At 35.9% G+C, this 21,148-nt stretch carries 35 protein-coding genes; 31 read left to right on the top strand and 4 right to left on the bottom strand.

Annotation, left to right across the window (positions count from 1 at the left end; genetic code table 11):
- Window positions 1-11 precede the first annotated feature (11 nt).
- Window positions 12-509: a low affinity iron permease family protein gene (locus SOP96_RS15585; protein ID WP_326321827.1), complete on the top strand. Its 498-nt coding sequence runs from the start codon at window positions 12-14 to the stop codon at window positions 507-509.
- A gap of 19 nt (window positions 510-528) precedes the next feature.
- On the opposite strand, the gene SOP96_RS15580 is transcribed toward SOP96_RS15585, so the two are convergent.
- The 3 genes from SOP96_RS15580 to SOP96_RS15570 are packed head-to-tail and all read right to left on the bottom strand — an operon-like array spanning window position 529 to window position 4,403.
- Window positions 529-3,234 (bottom strand): hypothetical protein, encoded by a 2,706-nt coding sequence (locus SOP96_RS15580; protein ID WP_326321826.1) that lies wholly within the window; start codon window positions 3,232-3,234, stop codon window positions 529-531.
- A gap of 51 nt (window positions 3,235-3,285) precedes the next feature.
- Window positions 3,286-4,263 (bottom strand): hypothetical protein, encoded by a 978-nt coding sequence (locus SOP96_RS15575; RefSeq protein WP_326321825.1) that lies wholly within the window; start codon window positions 4,261-4,263, stop codon window positions 3,286-3,288.
- A complete protein-coding gene (locus SOP96_RS15570; protein WP_326321824.1) occupies window positions 4,263-4,403 on the bottom strand; it encodes a hypothetical protein in 141 nt (46 codons plus the stop codon). The genes SOP96_RS15575 and SOP96_RS15570 overlap by 1 nt, the downstream gene beginning before the upstream one ends.
- A gap of 313 nt (window positions 4,404-4,716) precedes the next feature.
- On the opposite strand from SOP96_RS15570, the gene rplC reads away from it, so the two are divergent.
- The 28 genes from rplC to rplQ all read left to right on the top strand — a co-directional run bounded on the left by rplC (window position 4,717) and on the right by rplQ (window position 18,582).
- Window positions 4,717-5,343, top strand: a complete 627-nt coding sequence (gene rplC / locus SOP96_RS15565; RefSeq protein ID WP_029297788.1) for a 50S ribosomal protein L3 — start codon at window positions 4,717-4,719, stop codon at window positions 5,341-5,343.
- Window positions 5,334-5,963 (top strand): 50S ribosomal protein L4, encoded by a 630-nt coding sequence (rplD, locus tag SOP96_RS15560; protein ID WP_029297786.1) that lies wholly within the window; start codon window positions 5,334-5,336, stop codon window positions 5,961-5,963. The genes rplC and rplD overlap by 10 nt, the downstream gene beginning before the upstream one ends.
- 3 nt (window positions 5,964-5,966) lie before the next feature.
- Window positions 5,967-6,257 carry a 50S ribosomal protein L23 gene (rplW, locus tag SOP96_RS15555; protein WP_029297784.1) on the top strand — a complete coding sequence of 97 codons (291 nt, stop codon included), beginning with the start codon at window positions 5,967-5,969 and terminating at the stop codon, window positions 6,255-6,257.
- Between the two features lie 23 nt (window positions 6,258-6,280).
- Window positions 6,281-7,102, top strand: a complete 822-nt coding sequence (gene rplB, locus SOP96_RS15550) for a 50S ribosomal protein L2 (RefSeq protein WP_326321823.1) — start codon at window positions 6,281-6,283, stop codon at window positions 7,100-7,102.
- Window positions 7,103-7,104: 2 nt separating this feature from the next.
- Complete coding sequence (gene rpsS / locus SOP96_RS15545) at window positions 7,105-7,383, top strand: 30S ribosomal protein S19 (protein WP_002983209.1); 279 nt, start codon at window positions 7,105-7,107, stop codon at window positions 7,381-7,383.
- Between the two features lie 2 nt (window positions 7,384-7,385).
- Complete coding sequence (rplV, locus tag SOP96_RS15540) at window positions 7,386-7,784, top strand: 50S ribosomal protein L22 (RefSeq protein WP_029297778.1); 399 nt, start codon at window positions 7,386-7,388, stop codon at window positions 7,782-7,784.
- 7 nt (window positions 7,785-7,791) lie between these two features.
- On the top strand, window positions 7,792-8,547 hold the full coding sequence (gene rpsC / locus SOP96_RS15535) for a 30S ribosomal protein S3 (protein WP_326321822.1): 756 nt from the start codon (window positions 7,792-7,794) through the stop codon (window positions 8,545-8,547).
- Window positions 8,548-8,644: 97 nt separating this feature from the next.
- On the top strand, window positions 8,645-9,070 hold the full coding sequence (gene rplP, locus SOP96_RS15530; RefSeq protein WP_027381308.1) for a 50S ribosomal protein L16: 426 nt from the start codon (window positions 8,645-8,647) through the stop codon (window positions 9,068-9,070).
- Between the two features lie 12 nt (window positions 9,071-9,082).
- The gene (gene rpmC / locus SOP96_RS15525; protein ID WP_027381309.1) at window positions 9,083-9,268 is read left to right on the top strand and encodes a 50S ribosomal protein L29; all 186 of its coding nucleotides are present in this window, start codon (window positions 9,083-9,085) and stop codon (window positions 9,266-9,268) included.
- 12 nt (window positions 9,269-9,280) lie between these two features.
- The gene (gene rpsQ / locus SOP96_RS15520) at window positions 9,281-9,535 is read left to right on the top strand and encodes a 30S ribosomal protein S17 (protein WP_042720938.1); all 255 of its coding nucleotides are present in this window, start codon (window positions 9,281-9,283) and stop codon (window positions 9,533-9,535) included.
- Between the two features lie 2 nt (window positions 9,536-9,537).
- A complete protein-coding gene (rplN, locus tag SOP96_RS15515; protein WP_007839504.1) occupies window positions 9,538-9,906 on the top strand; it encodes a 50S ribosomal protein L14 in 369 nt (122 codons plus the stop codon).
- An 18-nt stretch (window positions 9,907-9,924) separates the two neighbouring features.
- A complete protein-coding gene (gene rplX / locus SOP96_RS15510) occupies window positions 9,925-10,251 on the top strand; it encodes a 50S ribosomal protein L24 (protein WP_029297774.1) in 327 nt (108 codons plus the stop codon).
- Window positions 10,252-10,264: 13 nt separating this feature from the next.
- Window positions 10,265-10,816: a 50S ribosomal protein L5 gene (gene rplE, locus SOP96_RS15505; protein ID WP_326321821.1), complete on the top strand. Its 552-nt coding sequence runs from the start codon at window positions 10,265-10,267 to the stop codon at window positions 10,814-10,816.
- A gap of 3 nt (window positions 10,817-10,819) precedes the next feature.
- Window positions 10,820-11,089, top strand: a complete 270-nt coding sequence (gene rpsN, locus SOP96_RS15500) for a 30S ribosomal protein S14 (RefSeq protein ID WP_029297771.1) — start codon at window positions 10,820-10,822, stop codon at window positions 11,087-11,089.
- 148 nt (window positions 11,090-11,237) lie between these two features.
- On the top strand, window positions 11,238-11,636 hold the full coding sequence (rpsH, locus tag SOP96_RS15495) for a 30S ribosomal protein S8 (protein ID WP_029297768.1): 399 nt from the start codon (window positions 11,238-11,240) through the stop codon (window positions 11,634-11,636).
- A gap of 17 nt (window positions 11,637-11,653) precedes the next feature.
- Window positions 11,654-12,199, top strand: coding sequence for a 50S ribosomal protein L6 (gene rplF, locus SOP96_RS15490; protein WP_326321820.1), 546 nt, complete (start codon window positions 11,654-11,656; stop codon window positions 12,197-12,199).
- Window positions 12,200-12,214: 15 nt separating this feature from the next.
- Window positions 12,215-12,568 (top strand): 50S ribosomal protein L18, encoded by a 354-nt coding sequence (rplR, locus tag SOP96_RS15485; RefSeq protein ID WP_326321819.1) that lies wholly within the window; start codon window positions 12,215-12,217, stop codon window positions 12,566-12,568.
- 18 nt (window positions 12,569-12,586) lie between these two features.
- A complete protein-coding gene (rpsE, locus tag SOP96_RS15480; protein WP_029297761.1) occupies window positions 12,587-13,108 on the top strand; it encodes a 30S ribosomal protein S5 in 522 nt (173 codons plus the stop codon).
- Window positions 13,109-13,119: 11 nt separating this feature from the next.
- Window positions 13,120-13,296, top strand: coding sequence for a 50S ribosomal protein L30 (gene rpmD / locus SOP96_RS15475; protein ID WP_029297759.1), 177 nt, complete (start codon window positions 13,120-13,122; stop codon window positions 13,294-13,296).
- A 19-nt stretch (window positions 13,297-13,315) separates the two neighbouring features.
- Entirely contained in the window at window positions 13,316-13,765 is a 450-nt protein-coding gene (gene rplO, locus SOP96_RS15470; RefSeq protein ID WP_326321818.1) for a 50S ribosomal protein L15, read from the top strand.
- A gap of 9 nt (window positions 13,766-13,774) precedes the next feature.
- Window positions 13,775-15,154: a preprotein translocase subunit SecY gene (gene secY / locus SOP96_RS15465; RefSeq protein WP_066434454.1), complete on the top strand. Its 1,380-nt coding sequence runs from the start codon at window positions 13,775-13,777 to the stop codon at window positions 15,152-15,154.
- Window positions 15,155-15,157: 3 nt separating this feature from the next.
- Window positions 15,158-15,373 carry a translation initiation factor IF-1 gene (gene infA / locus SOP96_RS15460; RefSeq protein WP_029297754.1) on the top strand — a complete coding sequence of 72 codons (216 nt, stop codon included), beginning with the start codon at window positions 15,158-15,160 and terminating at the stop codon, window positions 15,371-15,373.
- A gap of 115 nt (window positions 15,374-15,488) precedes the next feature.
- Window positions 15,489-15,605 carry a 50S ribosomal protein L36 gene (gene rpmJ, locus SOP96_RS15455; RefSeq protein ID WP_007839480.1) on the top strand — a complete coding sequence of 39 codons (117 nt, stop codon included), beginning with the start codon at window positions 15,489-15,491 and terminating at the stop codon, window positions 15,603-15,605.
- A gap of 9 nt (window positions 15,606-15,614) precedes the next feature.
- Window positions 15,615-15,992 (top strand): 30S ribosomal protein S13, encoded by a 378-nt coding sequence (rpsM, locus tag SOP96_RS15450; RefSeq protein WP_027381318.1) that lies wholly within the window; start codon window positions 15,615-15,617, stop codon window positions 15,990-15,992.
- Window positions 15,993-16,004: 12 nt separating this feature from the next.
- On the top strand, window positions 16,005-16,394 hold the full coding sequence (gene rpsK, locus SOP96_RS15445; protein ID WP_002983263.1) for a 30S ribosomal protein S11: 390 nt from the start codon (window positions 16,005-16,007) through the stop codon (window positions 16,392-16,394).
- 19 nt (window positions 16,395-16,413) lie between these two features.
- On the top strand, window positions 16,414-17,022 hold the full coding sequence (rpsD, locus tag SOP96_RS15440) for a 30S ribosomal protein S4 (protein WP_029297746.1): 609 nt from the start codon (window positions 16,414-16,416) through the stop codon (window positions 17,020-17,022).
- 33 nt (window positions 17,023-17,055) lie between these two features.
- On the top strand, window positions 17,056-18,051 hold the full coding sequence (locus SOP96_RS15435; protein WP_066434456.1) for a DNA-directed RNA polymerase subunit alpha: 996 nt from the start codon (window positions 17,056-17,058) through the stop codon (window positions 18,049-18,051).
- 6 nt (window positions 18,052-18,057) lie between these two features.
- Window positions 18,058-18,582, top strand: coding sequence for a 50S ribosomal protein L17 (gene rplQ, locus SOP96_RS15430; RefSeq protein ID WP_326321817.1), 525 nt, complete (start codon window positions 18,058-18,060; stop codon window positions 18,580-18,582).
- Between the two features lie 57 nt (window positions 18,583-18,639).
- Here the strand turns inward: rplQ and SOP96_RS15425 are convergent, their stop codons facing one another.
- Window positions 18,640-19,059, bottom strand: coding sequence for a hypothetical protein (locus SOP96_RS15425; protein WP_326321816.1), 420 nt, complete (start codon window positions 19,057-19,059; stop codon window positions 18,640-18,642).
- 495 nt (window positions 19,060-19,554) lie between these two features.
- Between SOP96_RS15425 and SOP96_RS15420 the strand changes: the two genes are divergently transcribed.
- Both SOP96_RS15420 and SOP96_RS15415 read left to right on the top strand, forming a co-directional pair.
- Entirely contained in the window at window positions 19,555-20,187 is a 633-nt protein-coding gene (locus SOP96_RS15420; protein ID WP_326321815.1) for a response regulator transcription factor, read from the top strand.
- A gap of 6 nt (window positions 20,188-20,193) precedes the next feature.
- The gene (locus SOP96_RS15415) at window positions 20,194-21,060 is read left to right on the top strand and encodes a hypothetical protein (protein WP_326321814.1); all 867 of its coding nucleotides are present in this window, start codon (window positions 20,194-20,196) and stop codon (window positions 21,058-21,060) included.
- Window positions 21,061-21,148 lie beyond the last annotated feature (88 nt).

Below are 21,148 nucleotides of genomic sequence, written 5' to 3'. Positions count from 1 at the left end.
AAATTAATACAATGTCTAAAGCAGATCAAAGTTTCTTTGAAAGGTTTTCAAATTGGGCAGCCAGGTTTACAGGAAGTTCCTATGCATTTATCGGGGCAACATTAATTGTCATCATCTGGGCTGCATCTGGGCCAATTTTCCACTATTCCGAAACGTGGCAACTGGTTATTAATACCGGAACAACCATTATCACTTTTTTAATGGTGTTTTTAATCCAGAAAGCGCAGAATAAAGATTCAAAAGCCATTCAGATTAAACTGAACGAACTGATTGCCGCTAATGAAAAAGCCAGCAACAGAATTGTTGATATTGAAGATTTAACGGAGAAAGAACTCGATCAGCTTCATTGCTATTATGAAAAACTGGCAGACTTTGCCGAAGAAGATGAAGATATCCATGCTTCACATTCAATTGACGCAGCACAAAGAAATCAGGATCATAAAGATAGGGTTTTCAGGAAAAAGCATGAAGAGTGGCTGCAGGAACAGCAAAAAAAGGAATCGAACTGATTCCTTTTTTTGTTTAAAATTACTTCATAAAATACCCAAAATAAGAACAGCTTCCCATTAGCTGTTTGGCTGTTTCCGTATTGGCATATTGAGATTTCAGCAGCGCAAAATAGGTTCTGTATTTCTGATTCTTTATCTGATCAAGCTGCTTCTGGTAGGCATCACTTTTCTCACTCCATTTCGGATCAGAGTAATCAATATTTGAGGGGTGCTTGGCTTCATACTGATAATATTTTCCCTGTTCTGCACTGGCCATCTGGAAAAGAATCCTCGCTTTTTGTTCTTTATTGGTTGACGTATTTAAAGCTCGTTTATAATAGTTGATCGCCAGATCATAATTATCCGGCTCAATATAAACTCTGTCCGGAAAACCTTTGTAATAATATTGGTAAGGATTTGACTTTTCCGAAGTATCAAAGTAATACTTTCCGCCGTTAGAATTGTCAAGATCCATCACGAAAAGCTGTCTGTAATATCCCAGAATCGAAGTATTGTACAAAACATTTCCTATAAGCTGGTTGGCTCTTGAAGATTTTTCATCTTTTCCGTTCCCGATTTTCTTAAGCTGAATCAATGCATCGGCAAGTTCCAGTTTATTCATGCTTGGCTTAATAAATGGAAATAATGAATAATCTTCCTTCTTCATACTTTCTTCCGGTGAACTTTGATAGCTTACCCAGACATTATGCCCAAAAACAAGATCGGAGATATTGCTGAATCCGTCGTAAGCTCCCGGCTGATATTTCATGGGAGTAAGTTTTTTCTCCTCGTAGTTCCATTCATTTCTTGGAATTCCGGAGAAGTTCCGTGCTTTTGAATAATATGCTTTTGCTTTTTCAAAATCTGCCTGCCTCATGGCTCTGTCACCATAAATCACCGCAAAGAAAGCATCAATATTTCCGACTTCATCAATATTTTTAGCAATAATCTGCTGTTCAAACTGTGTTTTATTGGGTTTCCTGTAAAAGTCTTCCACGCTTTTCACAAGACTTGAGTTCGGGCTGTACTGCAGGTCGGAAAGTTTGTTGTTCATCAGGAAAGATTTGCCGTCTTCACCCTGAAGAAAATACCGGTTGGCCAGAACGTCCTTCAGAAAATCGGCTGTAGAAGGAACTTCACCGTAATAATTGTATTCATCTGTTTCAGTGCTGTCTTTTGGTACTTCTTTTTTCTCAGCAAAATATTCAGAATAATCTTTCATTAAATGATTTTCATAGTCAGCGTCAATTTTAGGCTGGGAGACAATATCATTTAAGACTTTCATTCTTTTGATTTCTTCCAGATATTCTGGATTGGATGTTTTGATATTCTCAAGAATTTCGGTACTAGATTTATAATCTTTTTTCAGGAATTTCAGATAAGCATCAGCAATCTGCCAGTATTTATCCCTGGACTTTTCTTTTGTTTTTGAGGTGAATTTTTCCAGGTCATCCAGAAAATCTCTGGTTTTATCATCATACCAGTAATTATTTTTAGTGAATACCGGAATCCTGTCAGGATTGTTCAGCAGTTCATCATCGCTTTGATCTGCTTTTCCGTCAGTAGAATTTTTATCTTTCTTACTGCTGAAAAGGTTTTTGAAAAACCGTACGATTTTCTGCCAAAAGGAAAGCTCTTCCTTTTTAGGTTCTGCCGTTTCTGTTTTATTTGAAGCTGTATTGTTTTCGGAATTCTTTTTTTCAGTAACAGTACCGTTTTCATTGGTATAATAATAAATCGGAAGATAGCTTCTTTCCAGTTCATTGATGCTTCTTACGGCCATTACTTTCAGGATCTCCGAATCCGGATTAATCTCAAACATCTTTTCCATCACGGGGATCGGATTGTTGAAATCTTCATATCCCAAAAGGAAATAAGCCATGTTTTTATCTTCACTCGTTGAAGCACGTTTCAAAATATTATTAAATGAAGCGGTATCTGAAAGTTTCATAGAAACAAAAGCAGATTCTTTTCTGCTCTTGCTGTCCCGGAACACCTGGAAGAAATTCCAGTTGGCTTCACTGTTCATTCCCAATCCGCGCTGAGCTCCTGCAACCTGGTCGAGCGCCATAATGTAAGGGGCGCCTTTCAGCCTGATCGGTTCAACATAGTTTTTAAATGCTTTTAATGCGGCATCATAATTTCTTGTATAATGATTAAAGCGCACAAGCTGATAGCCGTATCGCTGTTTTATTTCAGGGTTTTTTGCAGCATTGTATAATGATGTCAGTGCAGCTACGGTTTTGTTGTAATCGAGATTGGTGGCATTCTTTCCTGTTCCCGGCTCTCTGTAATAATAAAAGGAATCCGCACTTTCAATATAATTGATTTTCATGTAAGGCTCCAGATATTTGGCCTCAATAAGATAATCAATCCCTTCGCGGTATTTTTGGTAAAATCCAGACCCTAATGTTACTAAAAGCTGATTGGTTGGTGATCCTTTTTTTAAAGCATTAAGATCATTAATATTCATCTTGTTGACCAGATATTCGGTCTGAGCATAACTTAACTGATTATTAAAATATCTTTTCCAGGATTCAATATTTTCGTCGGGAATCAGGGAAGGTTTAAAATCGGTATAAAATCGTGTTGAATAGCTGTGGAGAAAAGGCAGGTAAGATTTATCCTTAATAATACTTTGGGTAAAAAGATTGAAATATTCATAATCGGGGTCAGACCATGCACATGCCTCGGATTCTGTGTAAAACAGCGAAACAACGGCGAGTGAAAGAAGATATTTTTTCATTATAAAGAAGTGTTTGGTTATTGTTGGAAATTTAAAGTTAACTTAGAAAAGTTAAAAATTCAAATTTCGGTTATTAACAAATTTACGGTCAAGCTGATAATAAATAATAGAATAATGATTAATTTTTTTATCTAAAAAATTGATGGCTTCTGTAAGCTGGCTGTCGGAGATGGATTCAACTTTTATCCTGAAGCCTTTATTCATGTAATTGCCAAAATAAAATCCGTCTTTTACAATTTCAATTTCGTAATCAGAGATTATTTTGAAATCTGAATTTTCGAGATCTTTTTCCGATAAAGCATTAATCAGCTTATGCTTGCCTAAATGATTGGTAACGATTCCCCACGAATAAATGGGAAGTGCGACTTCAATTTTTTTGATAGGGTATTTATCTAGATCTTTTAAATAACTTTTAAGAGTATGGACATCCAGAATAGAATTTTTATTAGAATTTTCTAACGGTGAAGAAGTGGAGTAGCACATCAGATAAACCTTATCAACCGGAGGGACTCCCATTTTTGTTTTATCTTTAACCTGATGGAGACGGAGCGTGCTTGTAATATTTTTTTTCGAAATTTTTTTCAGTTCTTTTAAAAATGCGAAGTAATCATCACGGGTTCCCGCCGTCCAGTCGCAGTCTATTTGTATTTCTCCGGCAGCATTCAAATGGTAGTCTGTGATTTTCTTTTTAATTAAATCATTAACGCTTTGGGCAAGAAAAGTAATTTCTTCTTTGGTAATATAAATAAAGCTACGGTTGGTGATGAAAACAACCGGCACGATCTTTTGTCTAACTTGAAATGCCGGATCTTTGGTAATAATACCTACAGGCTGAAATTTTTTCCCGGTTTTATCAACATCAAAGAATCTGGTATATAAAAAAGGAACAGTAGTTTTGTCTAATGCTTTCTTTTCGCCGGCATTGAGTGTAAGTTTCGTTTTCCAGTAATAAAAAGTATACGGATGATTTTCCTTTTTACTACAGGAAAATATGAGGAGCAGAAGCCATACAAATCTGAGGAGTTTCATTATTTATAGAAATCTACATCATCAAAGGTGAAGGCTGAATTTATGGCTTCAACGGCGTTACTGATGTTCTTTTCAAAAAAATGAAAAGGGTTTTTAAAGGCAATCTTCAATTTGGGCAATATTTTGTAGTTGGTTTTCATATCATCAGGAGGTTTATAAATAATGCTAACCTTACAAAAATCGAACCGTAATTTGATAATTTCAGCACTGCCTGATATTAAAAATTTTAAAATTCACAAATTAATCATCTTAATTTTTCTTCCGATTTTATAAAAATGATGTAATTGATTAAAAATCAAAATATTTTACTTTAAATATTTGTCAGATTAAATTTTATTCATAAATTTGCACACTCATTTTAGGGGCGTAGTATGCCTATATCAAACGTAGAAATTACTTCAGACTTCCTGAAATGATGATAAATAAAGGATAAATTTTATTATAATATAAACAATGTCAGGTATTATTGGTAAAAAAATCGGCATGACATCTTTGTTTAACGAAGAAGGAAAAAACATTCCTTGTACAGTTATCCAAGCTGGTCCGTGCTCGGTTTTACAGGTCAGAACCATTGAAAAAGACGGTTATAAGTCAGTTCAGTTAGGTTTCGATGACAAGAGTGAGAAGAACGTTGGTAAAGCGTTAGCTGGCCATTTTAAAAAGGCTGGTTCTGCTCCTAAAGCTAAATTGGTAGAATTCTACAGAGAATTTGTTGATGAAGTGAAAGTAGGAGAAGAAGTAACTGTAAACTTATTCGCAGAAGGTGAATTTGTTGACGTAACAGGAACTTCTAAAGGTAAAGGTTTCCAGGGTGTTGTTAAAAGACATGGCTTTGGAGGTGTAATGCAGGCAACTCATGGTCAGCACAACAGACTTAGAGCTCCAGGTTCTATCGGTGCTGGTTCAGACCCTTCAAGAGTATTCAAAGGGATGAGAATGGCTGGAAGAATGGGAGGTAAGCAGGTAACTGTACAAAACCTTCAGGTGTTAAAAGTGGATCAAGAACAAAATCTTTTAGTAGTAAAAGGTGCTGTTCCGGGAGCTAAAAATTCTTATGTAATTATCAGAAAATGGAACTAGTAGTATTAAATACATCAGGAAAAGAGACCGGAAGAAAAGTAACTCTAGACGAATCAGTATTCGGAATCGAGCCAAATCAGCACGCGGTTTACTTAGAAGTTAAACAGTACCTTGCTGCACAAAGACAAGGAACTCATAAAGCAAAAGAAAGAAGCGAAATTACGGCTTCTACTAAAAAGCTTAAGAAACAAAAAGGATCTGGTTCTGCTAGGTATGGTGATATTAAATCTCCAACTTTCAGAGGTGGGGGTAGAGTATTCGGGCCAAAACCAAGAGACTACAGATTCAAATTGAACAAAGCGCTTAAGAGATTAGCAAAAAAATCTGTTTTATCTCAGAAAATGAGAGACAACAGCATCAGAGTTTTAGAAGATGTGAGCCTTAATGCTCCTAAAACTAAAGATTTCATTACATTATTAGATGCATTAACATTGAACGGTAAAAAATCTTTGTTTATTCTTCCTGAAGCTAACAAGAATGTATATTTATCTTCAAGAAACTTACCTAAAACCAAAGTAATGAACTTCAATGAAGTAAGTTCTTACGACTTGGTAAATGCAGGTGAGATTGTTTTCTTCGAAGGTGCAGTTGAAAAATTCCAGGAAAATTTAAAGAAATAAATCATGTCAGTTATTATTAAACCAGTTATTTCAGAAAAGGCTAATTACCTTACGGATTTAAGAGGTACTTATTCTTTCTTGGTAGATACCAAAGCGAATAAGATCCAGATTAAAAAAGCTGTGGAAGCAGCTTACGGTGTAAAAGTAGCAGACGTAAATACAATGATTTATGCTCCCAGAGTTTCTGCGAAATATACTAAGAAAGGTCTTCAGGTTGGAAAGACAAATAAATTGAAAAAAGCGGTAATCAAACTTGCTGAAGGTGAGGTTATCGATATTTTTGCTGTAAATTAATTATAATATTATAAATAATAGTAATGTCTGTTAGAAAATTAAAACCTATCACCCCGGGACAGAGATTCAGAATTGTAAACAATTTTGAGGAAATTACTACCAACAAACCAGAGAAATCTCTAACCGTTGGTATTAAAAAGTCAGGTGGACGTAACCAAACAGGTAAAATGACCATGCGTTACACCGGAGGTGGACACAAAAAGAAATACAGAATTATTGACTTCAAAAGAAACAAGTTCGATGTTGAAGCAACAGTAAAATCTGTAGAATACGATCCAAACAGAACTGCATTCATCGCTTTATTAGAGTACGCAGACGGAGAGAAGAGATATATCATTGCTCCAAACGGTATTAAAGTAGACCAAAAAGTAGTTTCCGGAGAAAATGTAGAACCAAACGTAGGGAACGCAATGAAATTGAAAAATATTCCATTGGGTACTATAATCTCTTGTGTTGAAATGAAACCTGGGCAAGGTGCCATTTTAGCAAGAAGCGCTGGTTCTTCAGCTCAGTTAACTTCAAGAGACGGAAAATATGCCATCATCAAGTTGCCTTCAGGAGAATCAAGAATGATCCTTACTGAATGTATGGCAATGATTGGTTCCGTTTCCAACTCAGACCACCAGTTAACGGTATCAGGTAAAGCAGGTAGAAGCAGATGGTTAGGTAGAAGACCAAGAACAAGAGCGGTTGTAATGAACCCGGTAGATCACCCGATGGGTGGTGGTGAAGGACGTTCTTCAGGAGGTCACCCAAGATCTAGAAACGGTAAACCGGCTAAAGGTTACAAAACTAGAAAGAAAAACAAAGTGTCTAACCGTTACATCGTATCTAAAAGAAAATAATTATGGCAAGATCACTTAAAAAAGGACCGTTCATTCATCATACTTTAGATAAGAAGGTTCAGGCAAATATAGAGTCTGGTAAGAAGACAGTTATCAAAACTTGGTCTAGAGCATCAATGATCTCTCCGGACTTCGTAGGACAAACTATTGCTGTACACAACGGGAAATCTTTTATCCCGGTTTACGTTACAGAAAACATGGTAGGTCACAAGTTAGGCGAATTTTCTCCAACAAGATCTTTCAGAGGTCATGGTGGTAACAAAAACAAAGGAAGCAGATAATCATGGGATCAAGAAAACAAGATAGTTCAATCGCAAGAAAAGAAGCTAACAAGGACGTTGTGAAAGCTTCATTAAATAACTGCCCATCTTCTCCGAGAAAAATGAGATTAGTTGCTGATATCATTAGAGGAGAGCAAGTAGATAAAGCTCTTTATATCCTTAAATATTCTAAGAAAGAAGCTTCTAACAAATTAGAAAAATTACTTCTTTCCGCAATTGCCAACTGGCAAGTGAAAAACGAAGGGGCTGACATTGAGGAAGCAAACCTTATCGTTAAAGAAATATTCGTGGATAGTGCAAGACAATTGAAGAGACTAAGACCGGCTCCGCAAGGTAGAGGGTACAGAATCAGAAAAAGATCTAACCACGTTACATTAATCTTAGGTAATAAAGAAAATTAATCAAGGTATGGGACAGAAGACAAATCCAATTGGTAACAGATTAGGTATCATCAGAGGATGGGATTCTAACTGGTTTGGCGGAAACGATTATGGAGACAGAATCGCGGAAGACTACAAAATCAGAAGATACCTTGAAGCTAGATTATCTAAAGGTGGGATTTCAAGAATTTATATTGAAAGAACATTAAAATTAGTAACAGTTACAATCACTACTGCAAGACCGGGACTTATCATCGGTAAAGGAGGCCAGGAAGTTGATAAACTGAAAGAAGAGTTGAAAAAATTGACTAAAAAGGATATTCAAATCAACATCTTCGAAATCAAAAGACCTGAGCTTGATGCAGTATTAGTTGCAGACAGCATTGCCAAGCAAATCGAAAACAGAATTTCTTACAGAAGAGCTGTGAAGATGGCGATGGCAGGCACAATGAGAATGGGTGCAGAAGGTATCAAAGTTCAGATCTCCGGTAGATTGAACGGTGCGGAAATGGCAAGATCAGAATCTTTCAAAGAAGGAAGAATTCCATTGTCTACTTTCAGAGCAGATATCGATTACCATATCGGTGAGGCATTAACTCAATACGGAAAGCTAGGGGTTAAAGTTTGGATCATGAAAGGGGAAGTTTACGGTAAAAGAGAACTTTCTCCACTAGTGGGACAACAGAAAAAAGGAGGTCAGTCTGACAGAAGAGAGAACAGAGGAGGAGACAGAGACAACAGAAGACCTAGAAAGAACAATAACAATAATAACAATAATAATTAAAAATTTTAGATAGAAATTTTGAATTTTAAATTACCGTTACTTTTTTAAAATAAAAAAAATCTAAAATCTAAAATCTAAAATCTAAAATTTAGAAATTATGTTACAACCAAAAAGAACCAAGTTCCGTAGAGTTCATAAGATGAAAATGAAGGGGAGTGCCCAAAGAGGTAGTCAGCTTGCTTATGGAACTTTCGGAATCAAGGCGACAGAAGGTGCTTGGATCACTGCAAGACAGATTGAAGCTGCTCGTATCGCTGCGACAAGATATATGAAGAGAGAAGGCCAGCTATGGATCAAAATCTTCCCGGATAAGCCAATTACCAAAAAACCAGCCGAAGTAAGGATGGGTAAAGGTAAAGGTGCCGTGGAATATTGGGTAGCTGTAGTAAAACCAGGTAAAATTATGTTCGAAGTAGGAGGTGTTCCTTACGAAGTAGCGAAAGAAGCACTTAGACTTGCAGCACAAAAATTACCAGTTGTTACTAAATTTATAGTTGCTAACGATTTTGTAAAACCTCTTTAATCTTTGAATAAAATGAAAAAAGCTGATATTAAAAATTTAAGCGCGGGTGATATTCAAGCTCAATTAACTGAAGCAAAAGCTCAATATTCCAAATTGAAATTGGCTCATGCAATCAGCCCAATTGAAAACCCGATCCAAATCAGAGATTTGAGAAAAACAATCGCAAGACTAAATACTGAGTTAACTAACAAACAATAATTTCATTTTACAATGGATAGAAATTTAAGAAAAGAAAGAATCGGAGTGGTTTCCAGCAATAAAATGGAAAAAACTATTGTTGTTAGTGAAACTACGAGAGTAAAGCACCCGATGTACGGTAAATTCGTATTAAAAACGAAAAAATATACCGCACACGACGAGAACAACGAATGCACAGAAGGAGATACTGTTTTAATCCAGGAAACTAGACCTTTGAGCAAAAACAAAAGATGGAGATTAGTAAGAATCATTGAAAAAGCTAAGTAATAATGTTACAAACAGAATCAAGATTAAAAGTTGCTGATAACACAGGTGCAAAAGAAGTACTAGTTATTAGAGTTCTGGGAGGAACCAGAAGAAGATATGCTTCAGTTGGTGATAAAATCGTTGTTACTATCAAAGATTCTACACCATCAGGAAACGCCAAAAAAGGTCAGGTATCTAAAGCTGTAGTAGTAAGAACTAAAAAAGCAGTTAGAAGAAAAGATGGTTCATACATCAAATTCGAAGACAATGCTTGTGTATTGCTAAACGCAGCGGGAGAAATGAGAGGAACCCGTGTTTTCGGACCAGTTGCTCGTGAGTTGAGAGACAAAGAATATATGAAAATCATTTCATTAGCTCCTGAAGTACTTTAATATTTAAAATTTTAAAAAATGTCAAAGTTAAAAATAAAAAGAGGAGATAACGTAATCATTACCACTGGTAAAAAAGATATCAAAGGTAAGACTGGTGAAGTTATTGAAGTGATCAAAAAAGAAGGAAGAGACCCTAGAGTTATCGTTGCAGGTCTTAACATCGTTAAAAAACACGTTAAGCCTTCAGCTTCTAACCCTCAGGGAGGAATCACTGAGAAAGAAGCATCTATTCATATCTCAAATGTAGCTTTAGTTGGAAAAGACGGAAAAGCTATCAAAGTAGGTTACAAAATCGAAGGAGATAAGAAAGTAAGAATCAACAAAAAAACGGGTGAAACTTTATAATTTTAAATAACACATGGAATATATAGCAAGACCCAAAAAAGCATATAAAGAAACGATTATTCCTGCAATGATGGAAGAATTCGGATACAAATCTGTAATGCAGGTACCAAGACTTGAGAAAATTGTTTTATCTCAAGGTTTAGGAGATGCTACTGCAGATAAGAAAATCATCGATTATGCTGTTGAAGAATTAACGAATATCACTGGTCAAAAGGCTGTTGGTACAATCTCTAAGAAAGACGAAGCTGCTTTCAAATTGAGAAAAGGAATGCCGGTAGGAGCTAAAGTTACTTTAAGAGCTAACAAAATGTATGAGTTCTTAGACAGATTAACATCTTCCGCATTACCACGAATCAGAGATTTCTCTGGAATCAAAGCTGATGGTTTTGACGGTAGAGGGAACTACAACTTAGGGATCACTGAACAGATCATCTTCCCTGAAATCGTAATCGACAAAGTGAAAAAAATCCAGGGGATGGACATCACTTTCGTTACTACTGCAAAAACAGATAAAGAAGCGAAAGCATTATTAACTCACTTCGGTTTACCATTCAAAAAGAACTAAGAAATGGCTAAAGAATCAATGAAAGCGCGTGAGCGCAAAAGAGAAGCACTAGTTGCTAAATACGCTGCTAAAAGACAGGCTCTTAAAGAAGCAGGTGATTACGAAGGACTTCAAAAATTGCCTAAAAATGCTTCCCCTGTAAGATTACACAACAGATGTAAACTAACAGGAAGACCAAGAGGGTACATGAGAACGTTCGGTATTTCCAGAGTAACTTTCAGAGAAATGGCAAACAACGGTCTTATCCCGGGAGTGAAAAAAGCTAGTTGGTAATAATTACTAATTAAAAATCGGGACAATTAAGTTGTCTGGATACTAAAGATAAAAAAATATCAGACCGAAGATTTCTGAAGTCTGATATTTTACTCTTCAAGTCCTTACAATACTGATTGTTCTTTAACCAATAATTTATAAAAGAAAAATGGTAACAGATCCAATTTCAGATTTCCTAACAAGAGTAAGGAACGCACAAAGCGCAGGCCACAAAGTGGTGGAAATTCCTGCATCGAAAATCAAAAAGGAGATTACTAAGATCTTATTTGATCAAGGGTATATCTTAAACTACAAGTTTGAAGATAGCGCTGTTCAGGGAACGATCAAAATCGCTTTAAAGTACGACAAGCAAACCAACAAACCAGCTATCAAGTCTATCCAGAGAGCTTCCAGGCCAGGTTTAAGACAGTACAAAGGTTCTACAGAACTTCCAAGAGTACTAAACGGTTTAGGTATTTCTATCATCTCTACTTCTAAAGGAGTAATGACTGATAAGAAAGCCAGAGAAGAAAAAGTAGGCGGTGAAGTAATCTGCTATGTTTATTAATTTTTAATCACAGGAAAATGTCAAGAATTGGTAAAGCAATTATAACAGTTCCAGCAGGAGTTACAATCACTGAAAAAGATGGTGTGGTAACTGTAAAAGGTCCTAAAGGAGAACTTTCTCAGGAGCTTACAGGCGGAATTACTATAGAACAGAAAGATGGTGAACTGAACGTAAACAGACCATCTGAAGCTAAACAACACAAAGCGCTTCACGGTTTATACAGAGCGTTAATCAACAACATGATTGTTGGTGTAAACACTGGTTTCGAAAAGAAACTGGAATTAGTAGGGGTAGGATACAGAGCTTCACACGCAGGTCAAAAACTTGAGTTGGCTTTAGGATTCTCTCACGGTATCGTACTTGAACTTCCAAGCGAAGTAAAAGTAGATACATTGACTGAAAAAGGTAAAAACCCAATTATTACTTTAACGTCTCACGACAACCAACTTCTAGGGATGGTAGCTGCAAAGATCCGTTCTTTCAGAAAGCCTGAACCATATAAAGGAAAAGGAGTAAGATTCGTAGGAGAAATTGTTAGACGTAAAGCTGGTAAATCTGCTTAATAAATTATAAGTATTATGGCATTAACTAAAGTAGAAAAAAGAATAAGAATCAAAAGAAGAGTAAGAGGGAAAATCTCCGGATCTTCTGTATTGCCAAGATTATCTGTATACAAAAGTAATAAGGAAATTTACGCTCAGTTAATCGATGATAACAGTGGAAAAACTTTGGCTTCTGCTTCCTCAAGAGAGAAAAGTGTTGAAGCTAACGGAACAAAGACTGAAGTTTCTGCTGCCGTAGGTAAGGCTATCGCTGCCAAAGCTATCGCTGCAGGAATCGAAAATATTGTATTTGATAGAAACGGATTCGTATATCACGGGAGAATTAAAGCTCTTGCTGACGGTGCGAGAGAAGGTGGACTTAATTTCTAATCATTAAATTTCGGAAATATGTTAGGACTAGATAATATAGAAAGAGTAAAACCGGGAGGATTAGAACTTAAAGATCGTCTCGTAGCTGTTAACAGAGTAACAAAAGTAACCAAAGGAGGTAGAGCTTTCGGATTTTCTGCAATCGTTGTTGTAGGAAACGAAGAGGGTGTTATCGGTTACGGTTTGGGAAAATCTAAAGAAGTTGCTTCTGCAATTGCTAAAGCAGTTGAAGATGCTAAGAAAAATCTTGTGAAAGTTCCTGTAATGAACCACACCATCCCTCACCAGACTTCTGCAAGATACGGAGGTGCAGATATCTTCTTAAGACCTGCTTCTCACGGTACAGGGCTTATCGCCGGTGGTGCGGTAAGAGCGGTATTGGAGTCTGCTGGTATTCACGATATCCTTTCAAAATCTAAAGGATCTTCAAACCCTCACAACGTGGTGAAAGCTACTTTTAAAGCGTTATTGGATATCAGAAGACCTGAAGAAATTGCTAGAATGAGAGGAGTTTCACTAAGTAAAGTGTTTAACGGTTAATAAATAAAACAATGGCAACAATCAAAGTAAAGCAAGTAAGAAGCGCTATTGGAAGAACAAAAACCCAAAAGAGAACGCTTGAAGCATTAGGATTAAAGAAACTTCACCAAGTTGTAGAACACGAAGCTACTCCTTCTATCTTAGGAATGATAGCTGCAGTTAGTCACTTACTTGAAGTTCAAAAATAATTTTTAAAATAATTTTAAAATGAATTTAAACAACATAAAGCCAGCTGCAGGATCTACTTTCAATTCAAAAAGAATTGGTAGAGGACAAGGTAGCGGAAAAGGCGGTACTTCTACAAAAGGACACAAAGGACAGAAATCAAGAGCCGGATATTCTCAGAAAATCGGTTTTGAAGGAGGTCAGATGCCTTTACAAAGAAGATTACCTAAATTCGGATTCAAAAACGTAAACAGAAAAGAGTTTAGAGCGATTAACCTGGATTCTATCCAGACTTTAATTGAAAACAAATCCATTACCGGAGACATTACAAAAGAAGTTTTGGTAGAAAACGGTTTGGCAACTAAAAACGAATTAGTGAAAATTATGGGTAGAGGAGAATTGAAATCTGCGGTTTCTATCTCAGCTGACAAATTCACTAAATCTGCTGAAGAGCTTATCACTAAAGCAGGTGGAAAAGCAATTACCTTATAACAATTACTAATGAAAGAATTTATACAAACCCTCAAAAATATTTGGAGTCTTAAAGAACTTAGAGATAAAATTATCTTTACTTTAGGAATTATCCTTGTGTATAGATTCGCATCTTATATCTCCTTACCTGCAATTAACCTTGCAGAAGTGGGAGATCTCTTAGAGCATTATAAAAATCAAGGCGGTAACAAGCAAGGAGCAGGTCTCCTTGGCTTGCTTTCGTCGTTTACGGGAGGAGCTTTCAGCCACGCTTCCGTAATGGCGTTAGGTATCATGCCTTATATTTCTGCTTCTATTATTGTTCAGTTGATGGGGATGGCTATTCCTTATCTTCAGAAGCTTCAGAAAGATGGAGAGTCAGGTAGAAATACATTGAATCAGATAACTAGATGGTTAACAATCGGAGTTTGTCTTGTACAGGCACCTTCTTATTTAACTTCTATTACTCAATTATTCTTACCGTATGCTCAGTTCTCATCTGCATATTATGTAGAGCCAAATTCTATCATGTTCTGGTTGCCAAGTATTGTAATCCTGGTTGCCGGTTCAGTATTCGCAATGTGGTTGGGTGAGAAAATCACCGACAAAGGTATCGGGAACGGTATCTCTATCCTTATTATGGTGGGGATCCTTTCAAGATTACCGGAAGCATTCGTGCAGGAAATGGCAGTTCAGAACGGAAAAGGAGGAATGGGATCTATCATGATCCTTATTGAAGTGATTTTCTGGATGCTGGTAGTTCTTTTAGCAGTGGTGTTATCCGTTGCTGTAAGAAAAATCCCGATCCAGTATGTAAGCAGAGCTCAGGCAAGAGGAGGTGTAAACAGAAATCTTATGCAGGGAGCAAGACAGTGGATTCCACTGAAAGTGAATGCTGCCGGTGTAATGCCGATCATTTTCGCACAGGCGTTAATGTTCGTACCGGGACTTTTAACGAAAGTGGACGAATCAAACACTTTCCTTGCAGGTTTCAAGAATGTTTTTAGCTGGCAATACAATGTATTGTTTGCGCTGTTAATTATTATCTTCTCGTTTTTCTATACTGCAATTACGATTCCGGTAAACCAAATGGCTGATGATTTGAAGAGAAATGGAGGTTTGGTACCGAAAGTAAGACCAGGAAAAGAAACCGCTGATTATTTAGATGATATTTTATCAAAAATTACCTTGCCAGGTGCAATTTTTTTATCTATCTTTGCAGTCCTTCCGGCAATTGTACACGGAAGCTTTGTTCAGACAGATGCATTCGCCTTATTTTTCGGGGGAACGTCACTATTGATTATGGTGGGAGTAATTTTAGATACTGTTCAACAGATTAATACCTATCTGCTGAACCATCATTATGATGGCTTAATGCAGTCTAAATTATCAAGAACGACTGGATATTAATTTATGGCAAAACAAAAACATATTGAACAGGACGGCGTTATTACCGAAGCACTTTCGAATGCGCAGTTCCGCGTTGAATTGGAAAATGGGCATGTTCTCATCGCTCATATCTCCGGCAAAATGCGTATGCACTATATTAAGTTATTACCTGGTGATAAGGTAAAATTAGAAATGTCTCCTTACGATTTGTCGAAGGGGAGAATTACATTTAGATACTAAAAACAATCTGCCAAATGGAGCGTATGTTCCATTTGGCTATTGTTAAAAAAATAAATATTTTCAAATGAAATCATTAGATTCCGTTTGTCCATATTAAAAAAATAAATATTTTCAAATGAAAGTAAGAGCATCAATTAAAAAAAGAAGCGCTGATTGCAAAATCGTACGCAGAAAAGGTGTACTGTTCGTAATCAACAAGAAGAACCCAAAATTTAAACAAAGACAAGGCTAACATTAAATTATGGCGAGAATTTCAGGTATTGATTTACCAAAAAACAAAAGAGGTGTTATCGGTTTAACTTACATCTACGGAATTGGAAGAAGTACTTCTTCAGAAATCCTTAAAGCTGCCGGTATCAGCGAAGACAAGAAAGTCAACGAATGGAATGACGATGAATTGGCTGCAATCAGAAACTATATCTCTGAAAACATTAAAGTGGAAGGAGAATTAAGATCTGAAGTGCAATTGAACATTAAGCGATTAATGGACATAGGATGCCAACGAGGAATACGTCACAGACTTGGATTACCTTTAAGAGGCCAGAGAACGAAAAACAACTCTAGAACCCGAAAAGGAAAGAGAAAAACTGTTGCTAACAAGAAAAAAGCTAGTAAATAATCGTTAGGAATTATGGCAAAACAAACTAAAGTAGTTAAGAAAAGAAAAGTAAAAGTTGAGGCTATTGGCGAAGCGCATATTCAGGCTTCTTTCAATAACATCATCATTTCTTTAACAAATAAAAACGGAGAGGTAATCTCTTGGGCTTCTGCCGGTAAAATGGGTTTCAGAGGTTCTAAAAAGAATACTCCATTTGCTGCTCAGATGGCAGCTGAAAATTGCTCTGCTGTAGCTCACGAAGCTGGATTAAGAAGAGTAAAGGTGTTTGTGAAAGGACCAGGTGCAGGTAGAGAATCTGCCATCAGATCTATCCACAATTCAGGAATTGAAGTTAGCGAAATCATTGATGTGACGCCTATGCCGCACAATGGATGTAGACCACCAAAAAGAAGAAGAGTTTAATTTTTAGAATTTATCCATTATGGCAAGATATATTGGTCCTAAAACTAAGATTGCGAGAAAGTTTGGTGCTGCAATCTACGGAGATGACAAAAACTTCGAGAAAAGAAAAAACCAACCGCCGGGACAACATGGTCCTAACAAAAGAAGAGGTGCTAAAAAATCTGAATATGCAGTTCAGTTGGCTGAAAAGCAAAAAGCTAAATATACTTACGGTATTTTAGAAAGACAGTTTGCTAACTTATTCGACAAAGCACACAGAAGTAAAGGAGTAACAGGTGAAGTTCTATTACAACTTTGCGAATCAAGATTGGATAATGTAGTATACAGATTAGGTTTTGCTAAAACAAGATCTGCTGCAAGACAATTGGTTTCTCACAGACACATTACCGTGAACGGAGAGCTGGTAAATATTCCATCTTATTTGCTAAAAGCTGGTGATGTAATCGCTGTAAGAGAAAAGTCTAAGTCTCTTGAAGTAGTTACCAACGCATTGGCTTCTAAAGCAAATTATGAGTGGTTACAATTCAACGATGAGAAGAAAGAAGGTACTTTCGTTTCTGCTCCTGAGAGAATCCAAATTCCGGAAGACATCAAGGAACAGCTTATCGTCGAACTTTACTCTAAATAATTTTTTAATCAAATTTTTGCTCAACCCAATAATATGGCAATTTTACAATTCATAAAACCCGATAAAGTAATTTTACTTAACTCTGATGAATTTAGAGGTCAATTTGAATTCAGACCACTAGAACCAGGTTTCGGGCTTACAATCGGTAATGCTTTGAGAAGAGTGTTGCTTTCTTCTCTGGAAGGTTATGCTATTTCATCTATCAAAATAGAAGGTGTAGAGCACGAATTTTCAACTATTCCAGGAGTAATCGAAGATGTTACCGAAATTATTCTTAACCTTAAGCAGGTAAGATTAAAAGCTACGGCAGAAAACCAATCGAATGAGCAGGTTAATGCCAAAGTATCAGGTCAGACGGTTATTACTGCTGGTGATTTAGGCAAATCAATCAACGGATTTGAGGTATTAAACCCGGATTTGGTGATCTGCAACCTAAACAGTGATGTAACTTTCGAAATTACTTTCAATATTGAAAAAGGTAGAGGATATGTTCCTTCTGAACAAAATAAGTCAAACAATGCACCGGTAGGTACTATTGCGATCGACTCTATTTTCACCCCAATCAAGAAAGTACAGTATAGCATTGAAAATTATCGTGTAGAGCAAAAAACAGACTACGAAAAACTTGTATTAGATATAGAAACTGACGGATCTATCAGTCCTCAGAATGCTTTAACAGAAGCTTCAAAGATATTAATTTATCATTTCATGCTGTTCTCCGATGAGAGAATCACCCTTGAAACTGAAGCGGTAAAAGCATCTATCCAATATGACGAGGAAACTCTTCACACAAGACAATTGCTTAAGTCTAAATTAGCAGATATGGATCTTTCCGTAAGAGCCCTTAACTGTCTGAAGGCGGCTGAAGTAGAAACTCTTGGAGAATTGGTTTCTTACAGTAAGTCTGATTTGATGAAATTCAGAAATTTTGGTAAAAAATCTTTGACAGAACTAGAAGAATTAGTGCATTCAAAAGGTCTTAACTTCGGTTTCGACGTTGCAAAATATAAGTTAGACGCTGATAAATAATTAATAATGAGACACGGTAAAAAATTCAATCACTTAGGAAGAACAGCTTCTCATAGAAGTGCTTTACTTTCTAATATGGCTTGTTCTCTAATTGAGCATAAAAGAATCAACACTACTGTAGCTAAAGCAAAAGCTTTAAGAGTATATGTTGAGCCTCTATTAACAAAAGCAAAAGAAGATACTACACACAATAGAAGAATTGTTTTTTCATATCTTCAAAATAAAGAAGCAGTTGCTGAATTGTTCAGAACTGTAGCACCAAAAATCGCTGAGAGAAACGGTGGGTATACAAGAATCATCAAAACGGGTTTCAGACCTGGTGATGCTGCCGATACTGCTCTTATCGAATTGGTAGACTTCAACGAGCTTTACAATCCTAATGCTGAAGAGAAGAAAACAACAAGAAGAAGCAGAAGATCTGCAACAGCTAAGAAAGAAGCTGTAACAGCTGAAGCTCCTGCTGTAGAAGAAAAAGCTGCTGGGCCAACGGCTGAAGCTGCTGATTCTACAGAGGAAAAAACTGAGGAATAATATTCATTCAGATATAAAAGAAAAAACCGTTCAGACTCTGAACGGTTTTTTTATGGCCTAGATTTTAGTTTTTACCAGCTCAATAATATTGTTGCCCTGATCAAGAATCAGGCTGTCACCTTTTACCGTAGCTTTCATATCCATCTTTTCATATAAAGTTTCGTTACCTTTAGATTCAACCTTATTCAGGATGAATGTTTTATTGTTGCTTCTGATGCTCATTGTTTTTTCCTTATAATCAAAAACAACTTTCGCAAGGCTGCCGTCTGTCGCTTTATATACAAAATCTGTTTTGATGTACTTTTTCCCGTTAACGTCAGTTTCATACTGAATAGTAGGATCTGCTGTGCTGCTATCAGCCACAATTTTCTCGTTTGCGTCTGATTTTAGTACACCCTTATTCCCGGTTTCACTTTTTTTGCAGCTGCTAAAAGATAGTGCAATTAGCACAGCAGCTCCGTAAAGTCCCTTTTTCATGATGTTAATTTTTTTTAATGTAGTGATTATCAAATATTTTTATAAATCAAATATTTTTTGTTAAATTTAATAAAAACAAAAACTAAACCAACCATTATGAACCTGATCTTCCTAAAATTACACAAACGTGTAATTGTTTACCCTCAAAATGATTCTGAACTTTACAGTAATAAATCAGGGAAGCCGAAAACTGAATAGAGTAGGCATATCTTAAAAGTTATTACTATGTTAACAGAATCAGAAATCAAAAATGTATCACTGGAAAAAAGCCGGAAAGCGTTAATTTTTGCGGGGTGTGGCCATCTGCAAAAGCAGGGCTTCAGATTCTTTCGGGAATTATTAAAAATCCGGTTGTAAAAGGAGTGATCGGAATGATTGTTACGCTTGGAGACAGCCTTTGTCCATCAAATTAATGAATGAACGGGCTTCTTCGTTCTACGAAAAGCCCTTCATTTATAAATGAAATTCTGAATAATAATTTTAATACATTACAGAATGAAAATCAGCATTGCCATCGTAGAAGATGAAAAAAACTACAATAATGCCTTGAAAAAAATTATCGATTATCAGCAGGACATGAAAGTAGTTGCTCAGTATTTCGACGGCAGCGATGCATTGCGAAACCTTCCTGATGTTTCTCCGGATGTCGTAATGATGGATATTCAGCTGCAGGATATGCTGGGTATCGAAATCATAGAACAGTTAAAAAAAGAGCTCCCCGATACACAGTTTATCATGTGTACCAGTTTTGAAGATGATGAAAATGTTTTTAATTCTTTGAAGGCCGGCGCTATGGGATATCTTGTGAAAGGAGAAAGCATGGACAAAATCCTCTCCTCGATTCGTGATGTCTACAATGGTGGTGCTCCCATGAGTTTTTCCATCGCCAGAAAAGTATTAAGCCATTTCGAAAGAAAGCTTCCCGAAATTAAAGGGTTTGATGAATTAACGGAAAGGGAAAAAGAAATTCTGGAGCTTTTGTCTCAAGGCTTGCTGTACAAAGAAATTGCGGCAAAAAAATTCATCAGTATTGATACCGTGAAAAAACACGTAGGAAATATTTACCGAAAACTCCACGTTAATAACAAGGTGGAGGCAATTAATAAATTTAACCATTTTAAAAACTAAGAACTTATGAAAAAAAACATTTTATTTTTGTTTGCAATTACCCTATCAATAATATTGTTAGGCTGCAATCAAAAAAAATCACATCAAGCAGGTAGTAGTAGCTGTGAAAATTTGAAAAAAGCTTATACTCTTATAAAAGAAGGAAGGCAGAATTCGGAAAAATTCAATAATCTTTTAAAGAATATTAAAGATTTAAGTAAACACGGTATTGATATTGAAGATCCTATAACAGATGATCAACGTTCAAGAGGTCAAACTGCATATTCAACTATTTCCAACACATTAACAAAGAATTTAGAAATAGATTATCAAATTTTTAAAAATTTATTAAATCAGAATTCCAATTTATTAGTTGTAAGAATTCAGTATGTTTATCTTTCAGAAGTCAGATTACAGGACCTTATAAAAGATATTTCCGATGAGACAGAAAAAAAGGAAGTAATTGATAGCTTAATTAAATTCAAAGATAATCTTTACGCAATTTTAACATTTGCTGATAAAGATTCAATCAATACAAAATCATATTTAGTCTTTAATATCCCGTCAAAAGCATATTCAATTAATATTGAAGAAAAGGCTATTTATGACGAGCTTAAGCAAAGTGTTAGTATTATTCTTGGTAATCCGGAATTTATTGCAAAATCAATAAAGTATAACTCAACAAAAGTTAATGATTATATTAAGAAAATAGATGAATACGTAGAGGTTTGTGAAATGTTACCTGTAACAAGACTTAGATTCGATTTTTGCTATGGAGTAAGTAAATCTACAAATACAAAAAAATCAATATTTACAACATCAATCCCAGTACAATCTGATGGAAAAGACTTACAAAATTTTCCTTATTACGACCAAGGTAGTTTAGAACCATAATGTTGATTAAAATTTACTATATCATTTTTTTTGCAACGGTTTTGAAATCATTACTGGTTTTGAGAAAAGAGGCCTTTTTTTCTCAAAA

The organism is Chryseobacterium salviniae, assembly GCF_035819015.1.
In the GTDB taxonomy this organism is placed as follows: domain Bacteria; phylum Bacteroidota; class Bacteroidia; order Flavobacteriales; family Weeksellaceae; genus Chryseobacterium; species Chryseobacterium salviniae.
The sequence above is the reverse complement of the archived record's forward strand: the minus strand, read 5'-3'. Positions and strand labels throughout refer to the sequence as shown.